Raw genomic sequence first — 17,575 nt, 5'->3', positions numbered from 1 at the left:
GCCCAGTGACGGTGCAAAACGAGCCCGTCTGAGCCGGCCCTTTGCAGAATCTTCAGGGGACGGCTTCAAGCCATTGCCGCCGTTGCCGATATATAGGCAGACGATTACGGCCAGGCCGTCAGCCGTCGGTACCCTCGACCAACCCGCTCCGACAGGTCACTGCCTTGCCTACCCAACTCAACCGTGTCGCCCGTCAGGCTTCCCTTGGTTTCTTCGCGCTGGTCACGCTCATCTTTACCCTGGCGGGGTGGATGCTGTTCGACCTGTGCGCGCGCATCGACGCGCAGCAGCGCGAGCACAGCGAGGCGGACGCCCAGCGGGCGCTGGAAACGCGCCAGGACAAACTCGGTCGGGTCTTGACTGACTATTCGTTCTGGATGGAAGCCTATGCACGGACCAGCAGCAAGGTCGACGTGAACTGGGCCTATGAAGAAGACAACGTCGGGCCCTCGCTCTACAGCGACTATGGCGTGAATGGCGCCTTCATCCTGGCGCCCAACGGCATCACACGCTATGCGGTGGTCGGCGGCGGACGGAGCAAGATGCAGCTGGAGACCTGGCTGGGTGATGATCAGGCCAGGCTGCTGGCGCTGGCCCGCGAGCGCTCGTCCAAGGATGGCTATGCCCAGGGCTATTTCCTGATCGACGGCAAGCCAGCCAGTGTCATGGTCGCGGTCATCCGCCCGGATGCCACCTACCAGGACTTCAAGCGGCTGTCCTACATGGTGTTCGTCGACATCCTGACGCCGGACAAGCTCGCGCAACTCGGGCAGGCCTTTGAATTGCACGGGTTGGCCGCACAGCCGGGTGAGCTGCCCACCATCGAACAGCGGCCAACGCTGGTGGTGAGGTCCGATCCCGGGATCGCGGTGACCTTCAACTGGACCGTCCATGGCATGGGCCATCGGCTGCTGGCGCAGTTCCTGCCGCTGCTGGCGCTGATGTGCGGCCTGGCCTTGCTGCTGGTCTGGTACCTGCGCCGCCGGATCGCCCTGGCCGCCCGCCAGACCGACCTGGCTGAGGATGCCCTGAGGCACAGCGAGCAACGCTTTCGGACGGTCTCAGAGGCCTCGTCCGACTGGATCTGGGAGGCCGACGCCGAGCAGCAGCTGGTCTATCTCTCCGAGCGCTTCGTCGCCGTCACCGGCTTCAGCCGCGAGGACTGGCTGGGACGCCCCCTGCACGAATTGCTCGACTATTCGCCAAGCCAGGTCGACGAGGTAGCCAGGACCCCCTTGGCGGCCGGTCGCGTGCGTCGGCCCCTGCGGTGCGAGATGCATGACGCCCAGGGCAAGCTGAGATTCTGCCAGCTCTCGGCTCAGGCCATCGTTACCGGTGGGCTGCTGGCGGGCTTTCGCGGCACCGTGTGCGACGTCACCGAGGAGATCGAGGCCAAGGCGCGTATCGAACACATCAGCCAGCACGACGCCCTCACCGGACTGGCCAACCGACACCAGCTGCACCGCTACCTGGCGCAGCGCTTCGCCGAGGGCGTCAACGCCAGCCAGCCGCTGCATCTGCTGACCCTCGACCTGGACCGCTTCAAGCCGGTCAACGATTCCCTCGGCCACGGGGCCGGTGACAAGGTGCTCTGCCAGGTCTCCCGGGAATTGCGCGCCAGTGTGCGGGAGGATGATCTGGTCGCCCGCATCGGGGGCGACGAATTCGTGATCGCCGTGAATGGCTGCCAGAGCGCCGAGCAGGTCAGCGTGCTCTGTGGCCGGATCCTGGACGGCATCGGCCGTACCATCCGTATCGACGAACATGACATCAACATCGGCGCGAGCATCGGCATTGCCACGGCACCCCAGGACGGCCACAGCGCCGAGGATCTGCTGCGCTACGCGGACATCGCCCTGTACGAAGCCAAGGCGGCGGGGCGCAATACCCTGAGGTTCTATGAGCCCAGCATGAACCAGCGCATCCTGGAGCGGCGCCAGCTGGAAACCGAGTTGCGCCAGGGCTTGCAGCGGCTGGAATTCGAGCTGGATTTCCAGCCGCGCTTCGATGCCAGCAGCCAGCGGTTGCTAGGCGCCGAGGCCCTGGTACGTTGGAACCATCCGACCCGGGGTCGGTTGGCACCGGCGCAGTTCATCGGGGTGGCGGAGGAGACCGGTCTGATCCTGGGCCTTAGCGACTGGGTCCTGCGGGAAGCCTGCAGCCAGGCGGTGGCCTGGGCGCCGGATTTGATCGTGTCCATCAACCTGTCGCCGCTGGAGTTCCAACGCGACGACCTGGTGGCGCGGATCCGCACGGTCCTCGAATGCACCGGCATAGCACCCGAGCGGGTCGAGCTGGAGCTGACCGAGAACGTGCTGCTGGACGATGCCGACGGCGCGCTTGAGTTGATGAAGAAACTCAAGGATCTGGGCGTGCGGCTGTCGATGGATGACTTCGGTACCGGCTATTCCTCGCTGAGCTATCTGCGCACCTATCCCTTCGATTGCCTGAAGATCGACCGCAGCTTCGTCTCCAACATCGAGGTGAGCGAAAGCAACGCGGCCATTGTCGAGGCCATCGTCAGCATGGGACGGGCGCTGTCACTCACGGTGGTGGCCGAGGGCATCGAGACCGCGGGCCAGCTGGCGCGCATCGCCGATCTCAAGTGCGATCAGGCCCAGGGCTTTCACCTGCAGCGGCCGCTGTCCCAGGCGCGTTTCGCGGCGCTCAGGAGAGGGCAGTTGCAGGGGACGGACGAGTCACCCTCAGGCCCGCGCGCCGTATTCGCTGAGGAGTGAGCCCAGGCTCGCGCCCAGCAGCAGTATCGCGAACAACAAAAAGATCGCGCCAGCGATCTGGTTCAGGCGCGCAAGCCTGGTGCCTGTGCTCAAGCGGGTACTCAGCGCCGTCGCGATGCCCGCATAGCTGCAATGAATGACGAGGCTCAGGACGCAGAAGGTCGTCACCAGCAGCAACATCTGCGGCAGCACGGGCCGACTGGTCTGGATGAAGGGCGGAAAGAGCGCCATGAAGAAGACGATCAGCTTGGGATTGGTGATGGACACCAGCAGCCCTTGCAGGAGGCGTCTTCCCGCGCTGGCTGTTCGCTGAGCACGATCGGGCACCTGGCCCTGGGGCGAAGGGGTGCGCAGCCGACTCACACCCAGCCACCCCAGGTAGAGCGCACCGATCAGCTGCAGGCCCAGCAGCGCCCGGGGCGAGGCGCTGACCAGGGCGCCGAGCGCGGTGCTGGCCAGGCTGGCCACCACCAGCATGCCCAGTACCACGCCAAGGATGCCCGGCAGGGCGCCCCGCAGCTGCAGGAGCAGGGCGTTGTTGATGGTCAGCAGGACGCCCGGACCGGGGCTGGCGATGGTGAGACTGCTCAGCAGCAGATAGAGGGCGAAGGCGTCCATGGCATTCCTAGGTAGTCTGGCGACCGGTCCTTGGTTTGCCGGTTCCCGCTGCCAGGTCCTGAGACGTGACAACCCTACCTAGTCTAGTGGAGCGATCGCTGGCGTCGCCATCCAGAGTGGCGGCTTTCCAACCGTACAGAGGCGGATGGCAAGCCGCATGCGACTGTTTCCGGCCCGTGGATCACGCCACCCGGAAGCGCCCCACCAGGGCTTGCTGCTGCTCGGCCAGGCGCGCCAGTTCGCGACTGGTGACGGCGGTCTGCTCGGCGCCAGCGCTGACCTGGATCACCAGATCGTTGATGTCGTTGACGTTGCGGCTGATCTCTTCGGCGACCTGGCTCTGCTGTTCGGCGGCCGAAGCGACCTGGATGTTGCGGTCGTTGATGAGGGTGACGCCCTCGGCGATCTCGCCGAGCAGCTCGCCGGCGCGGACCACGTTACTGGCACCGGTCTGCACCTGGCTGAGGGTCTCCTGCATGGCCTGGGTGGCACGGTCGGAGCCGCTCTGCAGATGGCTGATCATCTGCTGGATGCTGCCGGTGGATTGCTGGGTCTTCTGCGCCAGGGAGCGTACTTCGTCGGCCACCACGGCGAAGCCACGCCCGGCTTCGCCGGCGCGCGCGGCCTCGATGGCGGCGTTGAGGGCCAGCAGGTTGGTCTGCTCGGCGATGCCGCGGATCACGTCCAGCACCGAGGAGATGGCGTCGCTTTCCTGCTTGAGCTCAGCGATGATCTCCGAGGTCCGCTCGGCCTGTACCGACAGGCCCTGCACCAGGCCGATGGTGGCCTGCAATTCACGACGACCCTGGCTGGTGTTGGCCTCGACCTGCCGCGAGCCTTCGGCGGCTTCGGTGGTGCTGCGGGCGACGTCCTTGACCGTGGCGCTCATCTCGGCGATGGCGGTGGCGACCTGATCGGTGCCCAGGCGCTGCTGGGCGACGTTCTGGCTGGTCTGGATGGCAACCGCCGAAGCCTCTTCAGCGGCGGTGGCGACCTGCACGGTGGCGGCGCCGATCTCCTGGATCACCTGACCCAGCTCCTGGCTCATCAGGTTGAGATTGCCGGTGATGGTGCCGAACTCGTCCTTGCCCTGGTAGGCGCAGCGGGCGGTGAGGTCGCGGGTGGCCAGGCGGGTGAGGGTGCCGTTGACCTGCTCGACCGCCTGCTTGATGTTGCGAATGATCACCCAGGCCAGCGCCGAGACGGCTACCAGCACCAGTAGTACCAGGCCGAGGGTGGTCCATAGATCGCGGCTGGCCTTGGCACGGGCCTGTTCAGCCTGGGCGCCGACACTGGCACCCAGGTCCGCCTCCACCTTGCCCATCAGGTCGATACGCTGGGTGGCCAGGTTGAACCAGTCCTCCGGCTTGACGCCCAGGGCATCGCCGAGGGGGACGGTGAAGGCCAGCTGTTGCAGGCGGCTGACTTCCATGGCGCTGGGCTGCTTGAAGGTGTCGTCGAGCTGACGGATGAATTCAGGCGTGGCCTTGCGCTGGAAGGCGTCGGCGTAGGCGGAGAATTCGCCCAGGTTGCGGGCGAAGCGCGACAGCAGGCCGGCATCGAAGCGATTCTGGTTGAAGGCCAGGCCCAGCAGTACGCGCTCGCGGCCCGCGCGTTCCTTCATCTCGACGAAGAGATTGAGGGCGCCCAGGGCGCGCAGGATCTCAGGATCATCGACACCCGCTTCGAGGGCATGGGTGTAGCCGATCAGCGCCTTGATCAGGTCGGTGTAGGCCGTGCCGGATTGGGTGCTGTTGAGCGCCAGGCCATCGACCTTGCTGCGCAGGTCACGCAGGTTGTCCAGGGCGCGCATGGCGGTCTGGATGGCGGCGTCGTTACCGGTGGCCAACGCACTTAGGTCCTTCTGGGCCTTATCGCTGTTTTCGCGGAAGGTCTTGAGCTTGTCCTGCATCGACTTGCCGCCACTGCCGAGGAACACGCCGCTGGCACCGCGCTCGCGCTGCAGGCTAGTGACCAAGGCACTGACGCGCTCGGCCGTGGCACTGGCGGTTACGGTGTGCTCCATGTTCTTGAGCGTTTCGTAGCGATCGGCGGTGTAGAGACCCGAGATCACCAGGAAGCCGGCCAGGGGCAGGAGCAGGATCAGCAGGAGTTTGGTACTGAGGGGGGCGTTCCTGAGCATGGGTGAATTCTCTGATGCGGTCAGCTGGCGGGCCGGCGGCAAGACAATGAGCCGGCGAAGGCGGGGTCGATTCCGGTTATGTCGGCAGCTAGAGGTGAAGCTTTATGGTCAGCTTATTGAAGGCTTGAACGACGGGGGAGAAGGAGTGGGTCCCTGCAGGCCGCGGGTAGCCAGAAAAGCGCCCGGGAAGTCCGGGCGCTATTGTCAGGCTCCGTCAGCCGAGCTGCGCTCTGATGAGCAGGGCGTAACCCAGCCCCAGCAACGGCCAGCCCACCAGCGGCCCGAACACCAGGCGCCACAGCCAGAGCCGCGGCACGAAACCGACGCCGTGGACCAGGCCGGCGGAGACGCCCAGCATCACTCCCATCAGCAGCGGATGGCTGTAATGCCCGCTGGCATCGAGCATCAAGCCCGGGTGAATCATCAGCAGCAGCGCCAGGGGCGCCGCCAGCAGCAGGGACAGCGTCCGTCCTAGTGGGTGGACGCGGGGCAGGGGCTCAGCACTCGGCATCGTCATGGACGTCCAGCTCCCGGGTGCTTTCCAGCCAGAGGGCGTTGATGATGCCGAAGCTCGCGGCGAGCAGGACACCGAGGATCCAGGTGAAGTACCACATGAAGGAGTCTCCTTGAGATCGGTGATCAGTAGAGGCCGTGGGGGTTGGCGTCGATGAAGCGGTCATCGACCTTGCCCCACATGCGCACGTAGCCCCACAGGGTGTAGGCCAGGATGAGCGGCACGAAAATGGCTGCGGCGACGAACATGATGCCCAGCGTCTTGTGGCTGGAGACGGCGTCCCAGATGGTCAGGCTGGAAGCCGGGTCCAGGCTCGACGGCAGCACGAAGGGAAAGAGCGCGCAGCCGGCGGTGGCGAGGGTGCCGACGATGGCCAGGGACGTGCCGGTGAAGGCCAGGCCGGCCTGCCGCCAGCTGCTGCCGAGCAGGGCCAGGACGCTGCCGAGCGCGGCCAGCACCGGGGCGAGCAGGGTCAGCGGCTGGGTATGGTAATTGGCCAGCCAGCCCGGATTGCCGGCGGTTACCACCTTGTGCAGCGGATTCAGGGCGCTGCCCGGATCGCCCTGGCTGATCAGCACGTAGCCGTCGAAGCCGTAGGCCAGCCAGACACCGGCCAGACCGAAGGTGACGAGGTGGAGCAGGGCGCACAGGCCGGTGGCACGCCGGGCGCGCTCGCCCAGGGCGTGGTGGGTACGCAGCATCAGCCAGCTGCCGCCATGGGCGCAGAGCATGGCCAGGCTGACCGCGCCGCTGAGCAGGGCGAAGGGGTTGAGCAGAGCGAAAAAGCTGCCGCTGTAGGTGGATCTCAGGGTGTCGTCGAGCTGGAAGGGCACGCCCTGGAAGAGATTGCCGAAGGCCACGCCGAATACCAGGGCCGGCACCAGGCTGCCGGTGAACAGGCCCCAGTCCCAGGCGTTGCGCCAGCGGGTGTTGTCGAGCTTGCTGCGGTAGTCGAAACCTACCGGACGCAGGAACAGGGCGAAGAGCACCAGCAGCAGGGCCCAATAGAGCCCGGAGAAGGCGGTGGCATAGACCATCGGCCAGGCGGCGAAGAGGGCGCCACCGGCGGTGATGAACCAGACCTGGTTGCCGTCCCAGTGCGGCGCGATGCTGTTGATGGCGGCGCGGCGTTCCTTGTCGGTCTTGCCGATCAGCGGCATCAGGATCATGGCGCCCATGTCGAAGCCGTCGGTGAGGGCGAAGCCGATCAGCAGGACGCCGATCAGCACCCACCAGGTGAGCTTGAGCACTTCGTAGTCGAACATGGCAGTCTCCTCAGGCGTTGGCCGGTGCAACGGGCTTGGCGGTGGCGGCCTGGCGCAGGGCGTCGCCGACCTGGGCAGCCCGTTCGTGGAAGTAGCGGCCGGTGTGCAGGCTGCTCGGGCCGAGGCGGGCGAAGCGGATCATCAGGTACATCTCCACGATCAGGAGCAGGGTGTAGAAGGTCACCAGGGCGCCGATGGAACCCCACAGATCGGCCGGAGCCAGGGTCGAGGCCGACAGGTGGGTGGGCAGGACCTCGCTGATGGTCCAGGGCTGGCGACCATGCTCGGCCACCCACCAGCCGGTCTGGGTGGCGATCCAGGGCAGCGGCAGGCTGAACAGGGCCCACTTCAGCAGCCAGGGCTTCTTGAGCTCGTTGCGCCGGGTCGAGGCCCAGAAGGCGCAGATGAACAGCGCCAGCATCAGCACGCCACTGGCGACCATGATGCGGAAGGTCCAGAACAGGCTGGCGACGCCAGGAATGGTGTCCCGCGCGGCCTGGCGGACCTGCTCGGGGGTGGCCGTGGTGGGATCGTTGACGTACTTCTTCAACAGCAGGCCATAGCCCAGGTCCTGCTTGTGGGCGTCGAAGGCGGCGCGGGTGGCGGCGGAGTCGTCGCCGGCGCGCAGTCGCTCCAGCAGGGCGTAAGCCTGGGCGCCGTTGCGGACGCGGGCCTCGTATTGGCTGACCAGATCCTTGATGCCGGTGACCTGTTCGGTGGTGGAGCGGGTGGCGATCAGGCCCATCAGGTAGGGGATCTTCACCGCGTAGTCGGTGCGCATCTCCTGTTGATTGGGGATGCCGAACAGGGTGAAGGAGGCCGGGGCTTCCTCGGTGTTCCACTCGGCTTCGATGGCGGCCAACTTGACCTTCTGGACCTCGCCCACGCGATAGCCGGATTCGTCACCCAGCACGATCACCGAGATGACCGCGGCGGTACCGAAGGCGGCGGCCACGGCGAAGGAGCGCCGGGCGAAGCCGATGTCGCGACCCTTGAGCAGGTAGTAGCTGGAGATCGCCAGCACGAAGATGGCGCCGGTGACGTAGCCCGAGGCCACGGTGTGGACGAATTTCACCTGGGCCACGGGGTTGAGCAGCAGGGCACCGAAGTCGGCCAGCTCCATGCGCATGGTTACGTAGTTGAACTCGGCGCCGACCGGGTTCTGCATCCAGCCGTTGGCCACCAGGATCCACAGGGCGGAGAGGTTCGAGCCCAGCGCCACCAGCCAGGTCACCAGCAGGTGCTGGCCCTTGGACAGGCGGTCCCAGCCAAAGAAGAACAGCCCGATCAGGGTGGATTCGAGGAAAAAGGCCATCAGGCCCTCGATGGCCAGGGGCGCGCCGAAGATGTCGCCGACATAGTGTGAGTAGTAGGCCCAGTTGGTGCCGAACTGGAACTCCATGGTCAGGCCGGTGGTGACGCCCAGGGCGAAGTTGATGCCGAACAGCTTGCCCCAGAACTTGGTCATGTCCTTGTAGACCTGGCGGCCGGTCATCACATAGACCGATTCCATGATTCCCAGGATCACCACCAGCCCCAGGGTCAGGGGCACGAAGATGAAGTGATACAGCGCGGTCATGCCGAATTGCAGGCGTGACAGGTCCACGACGGATTCCGAGATCATCCCGGCAATCTCCTCAAGCTAAAGGAAGGGGTACTAGTCCAGCAGGTGGGCGCTGACCGCCTGGGTGGCGTCGGGCGGAACCGTGGGGGCGCTGAACCAGAGGCTCTTGATCACCATCAGCAGCGCCAGCTTGATCAGGAGGATGACCAAGAGTTCTTTGACCAGGCGTCCGTTCATGGCGACCTCGCGAGCCGTGGCGCCCCTCCAGGGCGGAGTGGCGGCTGCATGCAGGATGCGCCTGCTGGCCCTGGGCAAAACTGATCCAGATCAATTGGCCAGTGGCCATCGCCTGGGGCAGGTTGTCGCAGCCGTTCAGGTCGGGTTCAGAGGGGTTAAGACAGCGTTAAGACGCCAGGGCGCAAGGTAGCACCGTGACTGACGCCGGACCGCCTTTGCGCGGTGACGCCAGCCCCCATGTTCAAGACAGGAGAATCCACCATGAACGTCTTCAACAAGATGGCCGCACTCGCCCTGCTCAGCACCGCCAGCTATACCGCCACGGCCGCCGAGATCAACGAAAGACGCAGCCAGGCCGTGCCGCAGCCCAAGGTCGCGCAAACCGAGGTCGCACCGGTCCAGCAGGTAGCCGCCAGCCGCTGGGACCAGATGCTCGATCCCAAAGCCTATGGTCAGGCCTCGGTCCGCTACCGGGCCCGAAGCGTGGATCCGGCGCTGCTGCGGGGCGTCAGCCTCGGCTAGGCCGCCGCCGACACGAAGTCGGGCCTACCTGGCGACGGGGTCTCCGTCGCCAAGCCGTCCTTTGAGTCTGCGTGCTATGGTGAGCCCCTCCGGAGACGTGGAGAGGGGAGAAGACCTTGGAAACGATGGCGCCCAGGCGCGAACGACCTCTGCCGCTACGTTGGGACGCCCATGCCTGCCTGCCCCTCGTGCCGGGGCAGGACATGTCTGTCTTGAGTCGCTATCGCGACGCCGGCTTCCATCACGTGTCGATCAACGTCGGCATGGACATGACGCCGTTCACGACGGTGCTGCAAACCCTCGCCGGCTTCCGCGCCTGGCTTGGTAGGCATCCTGAGCACTTCTGCCTCGCCGGCGAGGTGGCCGACCTCTACCGTGCGCGCGAGCAAGGCAAGCTGGCCATTTCCTTCGATCTGGAAGGCTCGACCATGCTGCTCGACGACCCGGCGATGGTTGGTCTATACGCTTCTCTCGGGGTACGCCAGATGCTGCTCGCCTACAACCGCGACAACGCCTGCGCTGGCGGTTGCCATGGCGAGGGTGGCGGCCTGACGGCGCTGGGCCGAGCGATGGTGGCAGCCGGCAATGCAGCTGGCATCACCCTCGACTGTGCCCACGCGAGCGAGCGTGCCAGCCTCGAAATCATGGCGGTCTCGACGCAACCGGTGGTCTTCTCCCATACCAACATCAAGGCGCTCCACGATCATCCCCGGACGGTGAGCGACCGGCAGATCCAGGCCTGTGCCGAACAGGATGGCGTGATCGGCCTGACGGGACTGGGCATCTTTCTGGGTGATCCCGAGGCGTCAGTGGCCAGCTATATCCGCCAGATCGACTACCTGGCGGAACGGGTCGGGACCCGTCATATCGGCATCGGGCTCGATACCGAGTTGTGCCCTGCCGACCATGACCTTCCCGCGGGAGTCGACGCTGAAGACTGGTGGCCGGCGCGCCATTATGGACAGCCTCACGGCCATACCCAGCTGCAACCGGAGGCGCTACCCGAGCTCAGGCAGCAGCTGGCCGGCAGGGGTTACGGCGACGTCGATATCGACGCCATCCTGGGCGGTAATTTCCTGCGCATCGCGAGTCATACCTGGCCGTCTTCGGCAGCCTGAGTCCTTGCGTAGACGGCGGAACGTTCGGCGCGGCGGCGTGCCCAGCGCAGGCAAAGCCCCTTCGTGGTGATCCCTGGGTTAGACGTATTGCGCCGCCGCGTAGCCCGAGGCCCAGGCCCACTGGAAGTTGAAGCCGCCCAGGTGGCCGGTGACATCCAGCACCTCACCGATGAAGTACAGGCCAGGTGACTTGAGCGACTCCAGGGTCTTGGACGAGACCTCGCGAGTGTCGACGCCGCCCAGGGTGACCTCGGCGGTGCGATAGCCCTCGGTGCCCGCCGGGACCAGTCGCCAGTCGTGCAACCGCGCGGCGATGGCCTTGAGCTCGTCGGGGGTGTACTGCTTGAGCGGCCTGGACTGGAACCAGCTGTCGGCGAGCAGGGTGGCCATCTTCTTGGTGAACAGCTCGCCCAGCAGCGTCTTGAGTTCGCTGTTGGGGCGCGCCTGGCGCTGCTCGGCGAGCCACTGCGCCAGGTCGAGATGAGGCAGCAGGTCGATGCTGAGCGTATCGCCCGGTTGCCAGTAGGAGGAGATCTGCAGGATCGCCGGACCGCTGAGGCCGCGATGGGTGAACAGCAGATTCTCGACGAAGCTCTGGCCGTTGCAGCTTATCCGGCAGTCTTCCACCGCCGTGCCGGACAGGGCGCTGCAGAATTCCTTCAGCTGCGGATCGGTGACGGTGAAGGGCACCAGGCCGGCCCGGGTGGGCAGGAGCTGATGGCCGAACTGGCGCGCGACCTGATAGCCGAAGCCGGTGGCGCCCAGGGTCGGGATCGACAGGCCACCGGTGGCGATCACCAGGGACTCGCCACGCACCGTCCCCAGGCTGGTCTGCAGCTGGTAGCCACCCGGGTCGAGGCGGGCGATCTCCTGCACCGAGGTATCGAGGCGGATATCGACGCCGCCTTGTTCGCACTCGTCCAGCAGCAGGGCAAGGATGTCGCTGGCCTTGTTGTCGCAGAACAGCTGGCCCAGCTTCTTCTCGTGATAGGGCACGCCATGCTTGGCCACCAGGGCGATGAAGTCCCATTGGGTGAAGCGGGCCAGCGCCGACTTGCAGAAGTGCGCATTCTGCGAGAGGAAGTTGCCCGGCTCGCAATAGAGATTGGTGAAGTTGCAGCGGCCACCGCCGGACATGAGGATCTTCTTGCCGGCCTTGTTGGCATGGTCGATTACCAGCACCCGGCGACCGCGCGCGGCGGCGCTCAGGGCGCACATCAAACCTGCGGCGCCGGCACCGATGATGATGACCTGGGTATCGAACACGCTGAACTCCTCGCCTACTGACAGCGGGTCATTGGCCCGCGGCGGCGCATGTTACCCGATCGGTCGAGCCGGGTGGATGGCCGCCGTCGCGCCACCGGTCGCTACCCGGTCGCCGGAGCTGACCGGACAGGAAAGGCAAGGAACCCCGCCATGTCGCATCCGCTGCAGACGGTACCGGGTGCGGCGGCGAGGTCTGCCTTGCGCGGGTCAACGGTGAGCCGCGGCGTCCTCGAGAATCTTCTGCAGGCGGCGCGACAGCTCTTCCACCGAATAGGGCTTGTGGATCAGCTCGAACCCCTGGGCGCCGTTGGTTGCCAGGACATGGCTGTAGCCGGAGGTCAGCAGGATGGGCAGGCTGCGATACAGCCGTCTGATTTCGATGGCGAGGGCGAGGCCGCCCATGCCAGGCATGACCACATCCGAAAAGACCACGTCGTAGTGCTCTGGCCTTTCCGCGAGCAGGATCAGGGCCGCCTCGGCGTTGGGGGCCAGGACGGGGTGATAGCCCAGATCCCGCAACGAGTCGACCGCGAAGGTGCCGACGTCGGGATTGTCTTCCACCACCAGGACCGAGGTGCCTCGTCCATCGGCCACGGCCAGGGTTTCGTTCGCCGCCAGGGGCTGCACCGCACTGGTCGCCCGCGGCAGGTAGAGCTGAAAGGTGGTACCGCGGCCGACTTCGCTCGCTACCCGGATTTCGCCGCCGGATTGCTTGATGAAGCCGAACACCTGACTCAGGCCCAATCCCGTGCCCTGACCGACGCGCTTGGTGGTGAAGAAGGGTTCGAAGATCTGTGCGAGGTGCTCTCGGGCGATGCCGCTGCCGGTGTCGGTGATCGAGATGACTATCGCTGGAATCGCCAGGGCGGCGTGTGAGGGGCTCTCCGGAATCGCCTCGACCGTCGTGACGGCTATGGTCAGCTGGCCCGCGCCGTCCATGGCGTCGCGGGCATTGACCGCCATGTTCACCAGGGCGGTATCGAACTGGCCGGGGTCGGCGTAGACCAGGCAGGGATGATTGGGCAGATCGAGCGCGACGCTGATTCGCGAGCCCAGCAACGTCCCCAGCATGTCGTTCAGGGCCTGGACGTTCGAGCTTGCCGAAAATACCTCGGGGGTGAGCGCCTGGCGCCGGGCGAACGCCAGCAGCTGACCCGTCAACTTCGCCGCCCGGTCGATGGTGGTGGAAATCGCACCGATGTAGCGGTCGCGTCGCTCCTCGCTCAGGTTGGGTCGCTTGAGCAGGTCGCAGGACGACTTGATGACGGTCAGCAGGTTGTTGAAGTCATGGGCCACCCCGCCGGTGAGCTGACCGATGGCCTCCATCTTCTGCGATTGCCGCAGGGCATCCTCGGCCGTTGCCAGGTCCAGCGCCTGCTGCCGTTGGTGGGACACGTCGCGCACCGTGGCGTAGATGAGGTCATCGCTGCGCACGGCATTCCAGGACAGCCAGCGGTAGGAGCCGTCACGATGGCGATAGCGGTTCTCGAAGCTGACCAGCGGCGTCCCCTGCTGCAGCTTCCAGAACGCCTGGCGGGTGGCCGTCAGGTCGTCGGTGTGGACGAGGGCCATCAGCGGCTGGGCCTTGAGTTCGCTGATCGTCCAGTCCAGGGTCACCACCCAGGCCGGGTTGAGACTGAGGAAGAAGCCGTCGAGGCTCGCCACGCAGAGGGGATCGTTGGAGCACCTCCAGATCTGGTCACGCTCGGCGGTGCGCGCCGAAACCTGGCGTTCCAGGTCGTCATTGAGGGCGGAGATGGCCTCGGCCCGGGCCTGAAGCGCCTGATCCGCGAGGACACGCCTGCTGATGTCGCGCGAGATGCAGACGATCTTGGGGTGCCGGGTGCCCGCCACCTCGAAGGGCGAGCAGGACACCTCCCACCAGCGCGGCTCCCCCTGGGCGGTCGGGCAGAAGCCCTCGACCCGGGTCGCCTGCCCCTGGCCGGCCTGTTCGACGGCCTTGCGGATCTTCCAACGTTCGTCTTCCGGCCATAGCGCGGCATATTCCTGCCCCAGGACCTGATCCTCGGTGTGGAGCTGGATGAGTTCCAGGCCCTGGGCGTTGACGAATTCGATGTGGCCATCGGTGGACAGCACCTTCACGCAGTCCAGGCTGGCCTTGAGCAGACTGCGGGAGAAGGCCTCGCTGTGCAGCACGTTGCGCGCCGCGACGAAGCGCCGCTGCGCCGCGATCTCCAGCGCGATCATGCTGGCGAACAGCTCGAAGCTCGTGAGGACTTCGGGGCGACTCGGTCGGGCGGGTTCGGGGTCTATGGCGCACAGGGTGCCGAAGAAGGAACCGTCGTCCAGCACGATGGGGACGGAAATGTAGCTGCGGAAACCATACTGCCGGGGCGTGTGGTGGTCGCGGTAAAGGGCATCCTGCTGCACGTCATCGATCACCACGGGCTGGCGGTGATCGCGGATCTCATCGCAGATCGTCGACTTGACCACCAGCTCCCCGCCCGGCGCGAGACCGAAATTGATGTGGTCGAGGGTGCTGCAGGCGATCCAGCGGTCATCGGTCACCCGGGCGACGGCCGCGAAGCCCATGCCGGTCAGCTGACATATCACTGCCAGAATCCTGGGTACCGCGGCGATCTCGGCGACGAGATCGAGGTCGTCGGCGAGGACGTACGAAGGAATTGGGGTCGAGGTCAGGGAGCTCATCGGGCCACTCGTACGTTGCCCCGCCCAGACAGCAGGGAAAATGGCGAGCGACAGGCGGGCGCCTTTAGGCCGAGCACTGGAAGCGTCCGTCGCGCGCCGTGCCCGGCCAGTATAACGACCCGCCAAGCGAAGCGGGCGATAGGATTATCGCTGCAATGTGATGCCCATCGCCCGCTTCTTATGCACTCCGCTGTACGTCTGTCCTGCCGCTCCCAGGCCTCAAGCCGGTCGCAGGATCCCGCACAGCGGCGGCCGCCGTCCGGCCCAGGGCTGGGCGCGCTCCAGCTGGGCGGCCAGGGCCAGCAGGGTACCTTCCTCGCCAAAGCGCGCGGCGAAATGGCTGCCCAGGGGCAGGCCATTGGCGGTCCACCACAGGGGTACCGACATGGCCGGCTGGCCGCTGGCGTTGAACAGGGCGGTGAAAGGTGAGTAGCTGTGGAAGGCGGCGATGGCCTCGGCCAGCGGGCGCTCCTCGTGCCCGCCGTCCAGCTCGCCCAGGCGTGGCGGCTCGCGGGTCAGGGTAGGGGTGAGAATCACATCATAGCCGGTGAGAAAGCGCGCCAGGGTCCGGCCCAGGGCATGCAGGCCCTCCACCGCGGCGGCATAGCGATGGGCCGGGATGTCGCCCCGCTCGCGCAGGATCACCCGCGTGCGGGCATCCAGCTCCTCGTCGCTGACCGGGGCGCCGCGCAGGGCGCCAAGGACCTTCAGGTAGTGGCGGGTGCTGGGGCCGATGATGTCGAAGACCTGGTCGAGAAAGCCTGGCAGATCCACCGGCAGGGTCGCCGGCTCGACGTGGTGGCCGAGGCTTTCGCACAGCCGGGCGGTGTGGCGCACCGCGGCCAGGGCGTCGGGTCCGCTGGGCCAGGGCGCCAGATGCTCGACCAGGGCGATGCGCAGGGGGCGCGGATCGCGCTCCAGCAGGCTGGCGAAGGGGACGTCGTGGGCTGGTGCGGCATAGGGCGCGCCAAGATCGGCACCGGCGGTGGCATCCAGCAGCAAGGCGTTGTCGCGTACCGAAAGGCTCATGGCATGGGGTGTGCCCATACCGGCCCAGCCTTCACCGACCATGGGCCCGGAAGGCATCCGGCCACGGCTGGGCTTGAGGCCGAAGATGCCGCAGCAGGACGCCGGCACCCGCAGCGAGCCACCGCCGTCGTTGCCATGGGCGAAGGGCACCACCCGCGCGGCGACCAGGGCTGCCGCGCCGCCACTCGATCCCCCGGCACTGTGGGCGCGATTCCAGGGATTGGCGGTGGCGCCGAAGCGGCGGGACTCGGTGCTGTAGGAGGTGCCGAATTCCGGTGAGGTGGTGGTGCCGACGAACAGGCAACCGGCCTGGCGCAGGCGGGTCACCAGTTCGCAGTCGAAATCCGGTCGGGCTTCGCCCAGGGCCAGGGAGCCATTGGTCATGCGGGCCCCGGCCAGCGGGGTGAAAAGATCCTTCACCAGGGTCGGTACCCCGGCGAAGGGCGCTGACAGGTCGAGCGGTGCCTTGGCGGCCGCACGGGCCTGGTCGTATAGCCGTTCGCTCACGGCATTGAGGCCGGGCTCCACGGTGTCCAGGCGGTCGATGACGGCTTCGAGCAATTCGCTGGCAGTGATTTCTTTTTGTCGCAGCAGCGTTGCCAGGCCGTGGCCATCTTGGGTGTCCAGCAGGGGTTGCAGGCTATGCATGGAAGATCCTCGAGCAGAATTCATGAAGAGCGCGACGGGGTCGGCAGGGCGGCCTTGCGCCGCAGCAGGCCGACGGCGGCCCAGGCGAGTGCGGCGACCAGGGCGGCGCTGGCCAGGGCGCGGATGGCCAGGTGCAGATCGCCGGCAAAGGGCAGGATCACGGCGACCACCAGGGGGCTGGCGAACTGGCCCAGGTAGAGGCAGCCGGTGTAGCCACCCATGCCGCGACCCCGTGCCCGGGCGCTCAGGGCGCCCATCACCGGTGCCATGGTGTTGGGCACCAGCATGCCGACGCCGAGACCATGCACCGTCACCGCCACCAGCACGGCTTCATAACTGCGGGCGTTCACCAGCAGCCAGAGGCCAATGCCCATGCTGGCCAGCAGCACGGCGTTGCAGCCGGCCAAGCCCCACCAGCGACGCAGCAGCGGCCACAGCAACGGCCCGCCCAGGGTCGCCAGCAGCCCTAGGCCCGCCGAGGCGCCGATCAGGGTGCTGGAGGTGATGCCCAGCTGCACCAGCAGCAGCGGACTCTGGATGGGCACCACCACGCTGAGCACCATGCCGGCGAAGACCAGCAGGTAATTGACGATCAGGGGCAGCGGCGCACTGTGCTGGGGGCCTTCGTCGGCGCCGATGGAGACCTTGGCGCGGACCGGTTCCCACAGCAGTCGCAGCATGAAGGGCACCAGCAGCAGCGGCAGCAGATAGAGGTAGAAGGGCGTGCGCCAGGAGTGCTCGCCCAGGGCGCCGCCGACCACATAGAACAGCGAGCCCACCAGGCTGATGGCGATGACCTGGCCGTTGACGTAGGCCAGGCGCTTGCTGCCCTGCCAGTAGTCGGCGATCAGGGTCACGCAACAGGTCATCACCGCCGCCTCGGCCAGGCCGAAGACCAGGCGGGTGAGGGTGATGGCCGGTAGCGACTGCAGCAGCGCCGGCAGCATGCCGAGCAGGGCGTAGCAGAAGGTCGCCAGGATCAGCAGGCGCTTGCGACCCAGGCGGTCGGCCAGCCAGCCGGCAAGGGGTGCGAAAAGCGCGATGGCCAGGGCGGGACCGGTCATCGCCAGGGGGATCAGCAGATCGGCGCGGGGTTCGATGGGGCCGAATTCGGTGCCCAGCTTGGGAATGATCGGGGCGACCATCACCGAACCCATGATGGTCAGGCTGCTGCCGAGCAGGAGCACGGCGCCCTGGCGCCGGCCGGCCGTGGGGCTGGAGGAGGCTGTGAGTGTCATGCGCG

General features: G+C 66.6%; 14 protein-coding genes. 3 read left to right on the top strand and 11 right to left on the bottom strand.

The genetic code is table 11. The annotated features are described in order from the left end of the window. Positions 1-164: 164 nt before the first annotated feature. The gene (locus ACWPW1_RS13885; protein WP_454253229.1) at positions 165-2,738 is read left to right on the top strand and encodes a bifunctional diguanylate cyclase/phosphodiesterase; all 2,574 of its coding nucleotides are present in this window, start codon (positions 165-167) and stop codon (positions 2,736-2,738) included. On the opposite strand, the gene ACWPW1_RS13880 is transcribed toward ACWPW1_RS13885, so the two are convergent. From ACWPW1_RS13880 to cydP, 7 genes are all read right to left on the bottom strand, one after another. Continuing rightward, the gene (locus ACWPW1_RS13880) at positions 2,706-3,356 is read right to left on the bottom strand and encodes a LysE family translocator (RefSeq protein WP_454253228.1); all 651 of its coding nucleotides are present in this window, start codon (positions 3,354-3,356) and stop codon (positions 2,706-2,708) included. The two genes, ACWPW1_RS13885 and ACWPW1_RS13880, sit on opposite strands and share 33 nt — an antisense overlap. A 181-nt stretch (positions 3,357-3,537) precedes the next feature. Further along, complete coding sequence (locus ACWPW1_RS13875) at positions 3,538-5,499, bottom strand: methyl-accepting chemotaxis protein (RefSeq protein WP_454253227.1); 1,962 nt, start codon at positions 5,497-5,499, stop codon at positions 3,538-3,540. A gap of 214 nt (positions 5,500-5,713) precedes the next feature. Then, complete coding sequence (locus tag ACWPW1_RS13870) at positions 5,714-6,010, bottom strand: cyd operon YbgE family protein (RefSeq protein WP_454253923.1); 297 nt, start codon at positions 6,008-6,010, stop codon at positions 5,714-5,716. Beyond that, positions 5,997-6,113: a cytochrome bd-I oxidase subunit CydX gene (cydX, locus tag ACWPW1_RS13865; protein ID WP_007158843.1), complete on the bottom strand. Its 117-nt coding sequence runs from the start codon at positions 6,111-6,113 to the stop codon at positions 5,997-5,999. Before cydX ends, ACWPW1_RS13870 begins: the two co-directional genes overlap by 14 nt. A gap of 25 nt (positions 6,114-6,138) precedes the next feature. After that, positions 6,139-7,278 (bottom strand): cytochrome d ubiquinol oxidase subunit II, encoded by a 1,140-nt coding sequence (cydB, locus tag ACWPW1_RS13860; protein WP_454253226.1) that lies wholly within the window; start codon positions 7,276-7,278, stop codon positions 6,139-6,141. Between the two features lie 10 nt (positions 7,279-7,288). Beyond that, complete coding sequence (locus ACWPW1_RS13855) at positions 7,289-8,902, bottom strand: cytochrome ubiquinol oxidase subunit I (protein WP_454253225.1); 1,614 nt, start codon at positions 8,900-8,902, stop codon at positions 7,289-7,291. A gap of 33 nt (positions 8,903-8,935) precedes the next feature. Beyond that, positions 8,936-9,079 (bottom strand): cytochrome oxidase putative small subunit CydP, encoded by a 144-nt coding sequence (gene cydP / locus ACWPW1_RS13850; RefSeq protein ID WP_017641416.1) that lies wholly within the window; start codon positions 9,077-9,079, stop codon positions 8,936-8,938. A 261-nt stretch (positions 9,080-9,340) separates the two neighbouring features. Here cydP and ACWPW1_RS13845 point away from each other — a divergent pair, with 261 nt between their 5' ends. After that, entirely contained in the window at positions 9,341-9,601 is a 261-nt protein-coding gene (locus ACWPW1_RS13845; protein WP_434774447.1) for a hypothetical protein, read from the top strand. Positions 9,602-9,804: 203 nt separating this feature from the next. Next, positions 9,805-10,719, top strand: a complete 915-nt coding sequence (locus ACWPW1_RS13840) for a membrane dipeptidase (protein ID WP_454253224.1) — start codon at positions 9,805-9,807, stop codon at positions 10,717-10,719. 78 nt (positions 10,720-10,797) lie between these two features. Here ACWPW1_RS13840 and ACWPW1_RS13835 read toward each other — a convergent pair whose 3' ends face one another. The 4 genes from ACWPW1_RS13835 to ACWPW1_RS13820 form a co-directional block, all read right to left on the bottom strand. Then, a complete protein-coding gene (locus ACWPW1_RS13835; RefSeq protein ID WP_454253223.1) occupies positions 10,798-11,985 on the bottom strand; it encodes an NAD(P)/FAD-dependent oxidoreductase in 1,188 nt (395 codons plus the stop codon). A gap of 207 nt (positions 11,986-12,192) precedes the next feature. Beyond that, positions 12,193-14,655, bottom strand: coding sequence for a PAS domain S-box protein (locus tag ACWPW1_RS13830; protein ID WP_454253222.1), 2,463 nt, complete (start codon positions 14,653-14,655; stop codon positions 12,193-12,195). 219 nt (positions 14,656-14,874) lie between these two features. Then, positions 14,875-16,332 carry an amidase family protein gene (locus ACWPW1_RS13825; RefSeq protein WP_434774444.1) on the bottom strand — a complete coding sequence of 486 codons (1,458 nt, stop codon included), beginning with the start codon at positions 16,330-16,332 and terminating at the stop codon, positions 14,875-14,877. Between the two features lie 20 nt (positions 16,333-16,352). Beyond that, positions 16,353-17,570 (bottom strand): MFS transporter, encoded by a 1,218-nt coding sequence (locus ACWPW1_RS13820; protein WP_434774443.1) that lies wholly within the window; start codon positions 17,568-17,570, stop codon positions 16,353-16,355. Positions 17,571-17,575: the final 5 nt, after the last annotated feature.

Source organism: Pseudomonas sp. Marseille-Q7302 (assembly GCF_965111925.1).
This window is presented reverse-complemented; position numbering and strand designations above follow the sequence as displayed.

Excerpts from the sequence above, each read along its gene's own strand:
- ACWPW1_RS13880 (WP_454253228.1), bottom strand. The coding sequence starts at position 3,356 with ATGGACGCCTTCGCCCTCTATCTGCTGCTGAGCAGTCTCACCATCGCC.
- ACWPW1_RS13875 (WP_454253227.1), bottom strand. The coding sequence starts at position 5,499 with ATGCTCAGGAACGCCCCCCTCAGTACCAAACTCCTGCTGATCCTGCTC.
- ACWPW1_RS13870 (WP_454253923.1), bottom strand. The coding sequence starts at position 6,010 with ATGCCGAGTGCTGAGCCCCTGCCCCGCGTCCACCCACTAGGACGGACG.
- cydX (WP_007158843.1), bottom strand. The coding sequence starts at position 6,113 with ATGTGGTACTTCACCTGGATCCTCGGTGTCCTGCTCGCCGCGAGCTTC.
- cydB (WP_454253226.1), bottom strand. The coding sequence starts at position 7,278 with ATGTTCGACTACGAAGTGCTCAAGCTCACCTGGTGGGTGCTGATCGGC.
- ACWPW1_RS13855 (WP_454253225.1), bottom strand. The coding sequence starts at position 8,902 with ATGATCTCGGAATCCGTCGTGGACCTGTCACGCCTGCAATTCGGCATG.
- cydP (WP_017641416.1), bottom strand. The coding sequence starts at position 9,079 with ATGAACGGACGCCTGGTCAAAGAACTCTTGGTCATCCTCCTGATCAAG.
- ACWPW1_RS13845 (WP_434774447.1), top strand. The coding sequence starts at position 9,341 with ATGAACGTCTTCAACAAGATGGCCGCACTCGCCCTGCTCAGCACCGCC.
- ACWPW1_RS13840 (WP_454253224.1), top strand. The coding sequence starts at position 9,805 with ATGTCTGTCTTGAGTCGCTATCGCGACGCCGGCTTCCATCACGTGTCG.
- ACWPW1_RS13830 (WP_454253222.1), bottom strand. The coding sequence starts at position 14,655 with ATGAGCTCCCTGACCTCGACCCCAATTCCTTCGTACGTCCTCGCCGAC.
- ACWPW1_RS13825 (WP_434774444.1), bottom strand. The coding sequence starts at position 16,332 with ATGCATAGCCTGCAACCCCTGCTGGACACCCAAGATGGCCACGGCCTG.
- ACWPW1_RS13820 (WP_434774443.1), bottom strand. The coding sequence starts at position 17,570 with ATGACACTCACAGCCTCCTCCAGCCCCACGGCCGGCCGGCGCCAGGGC.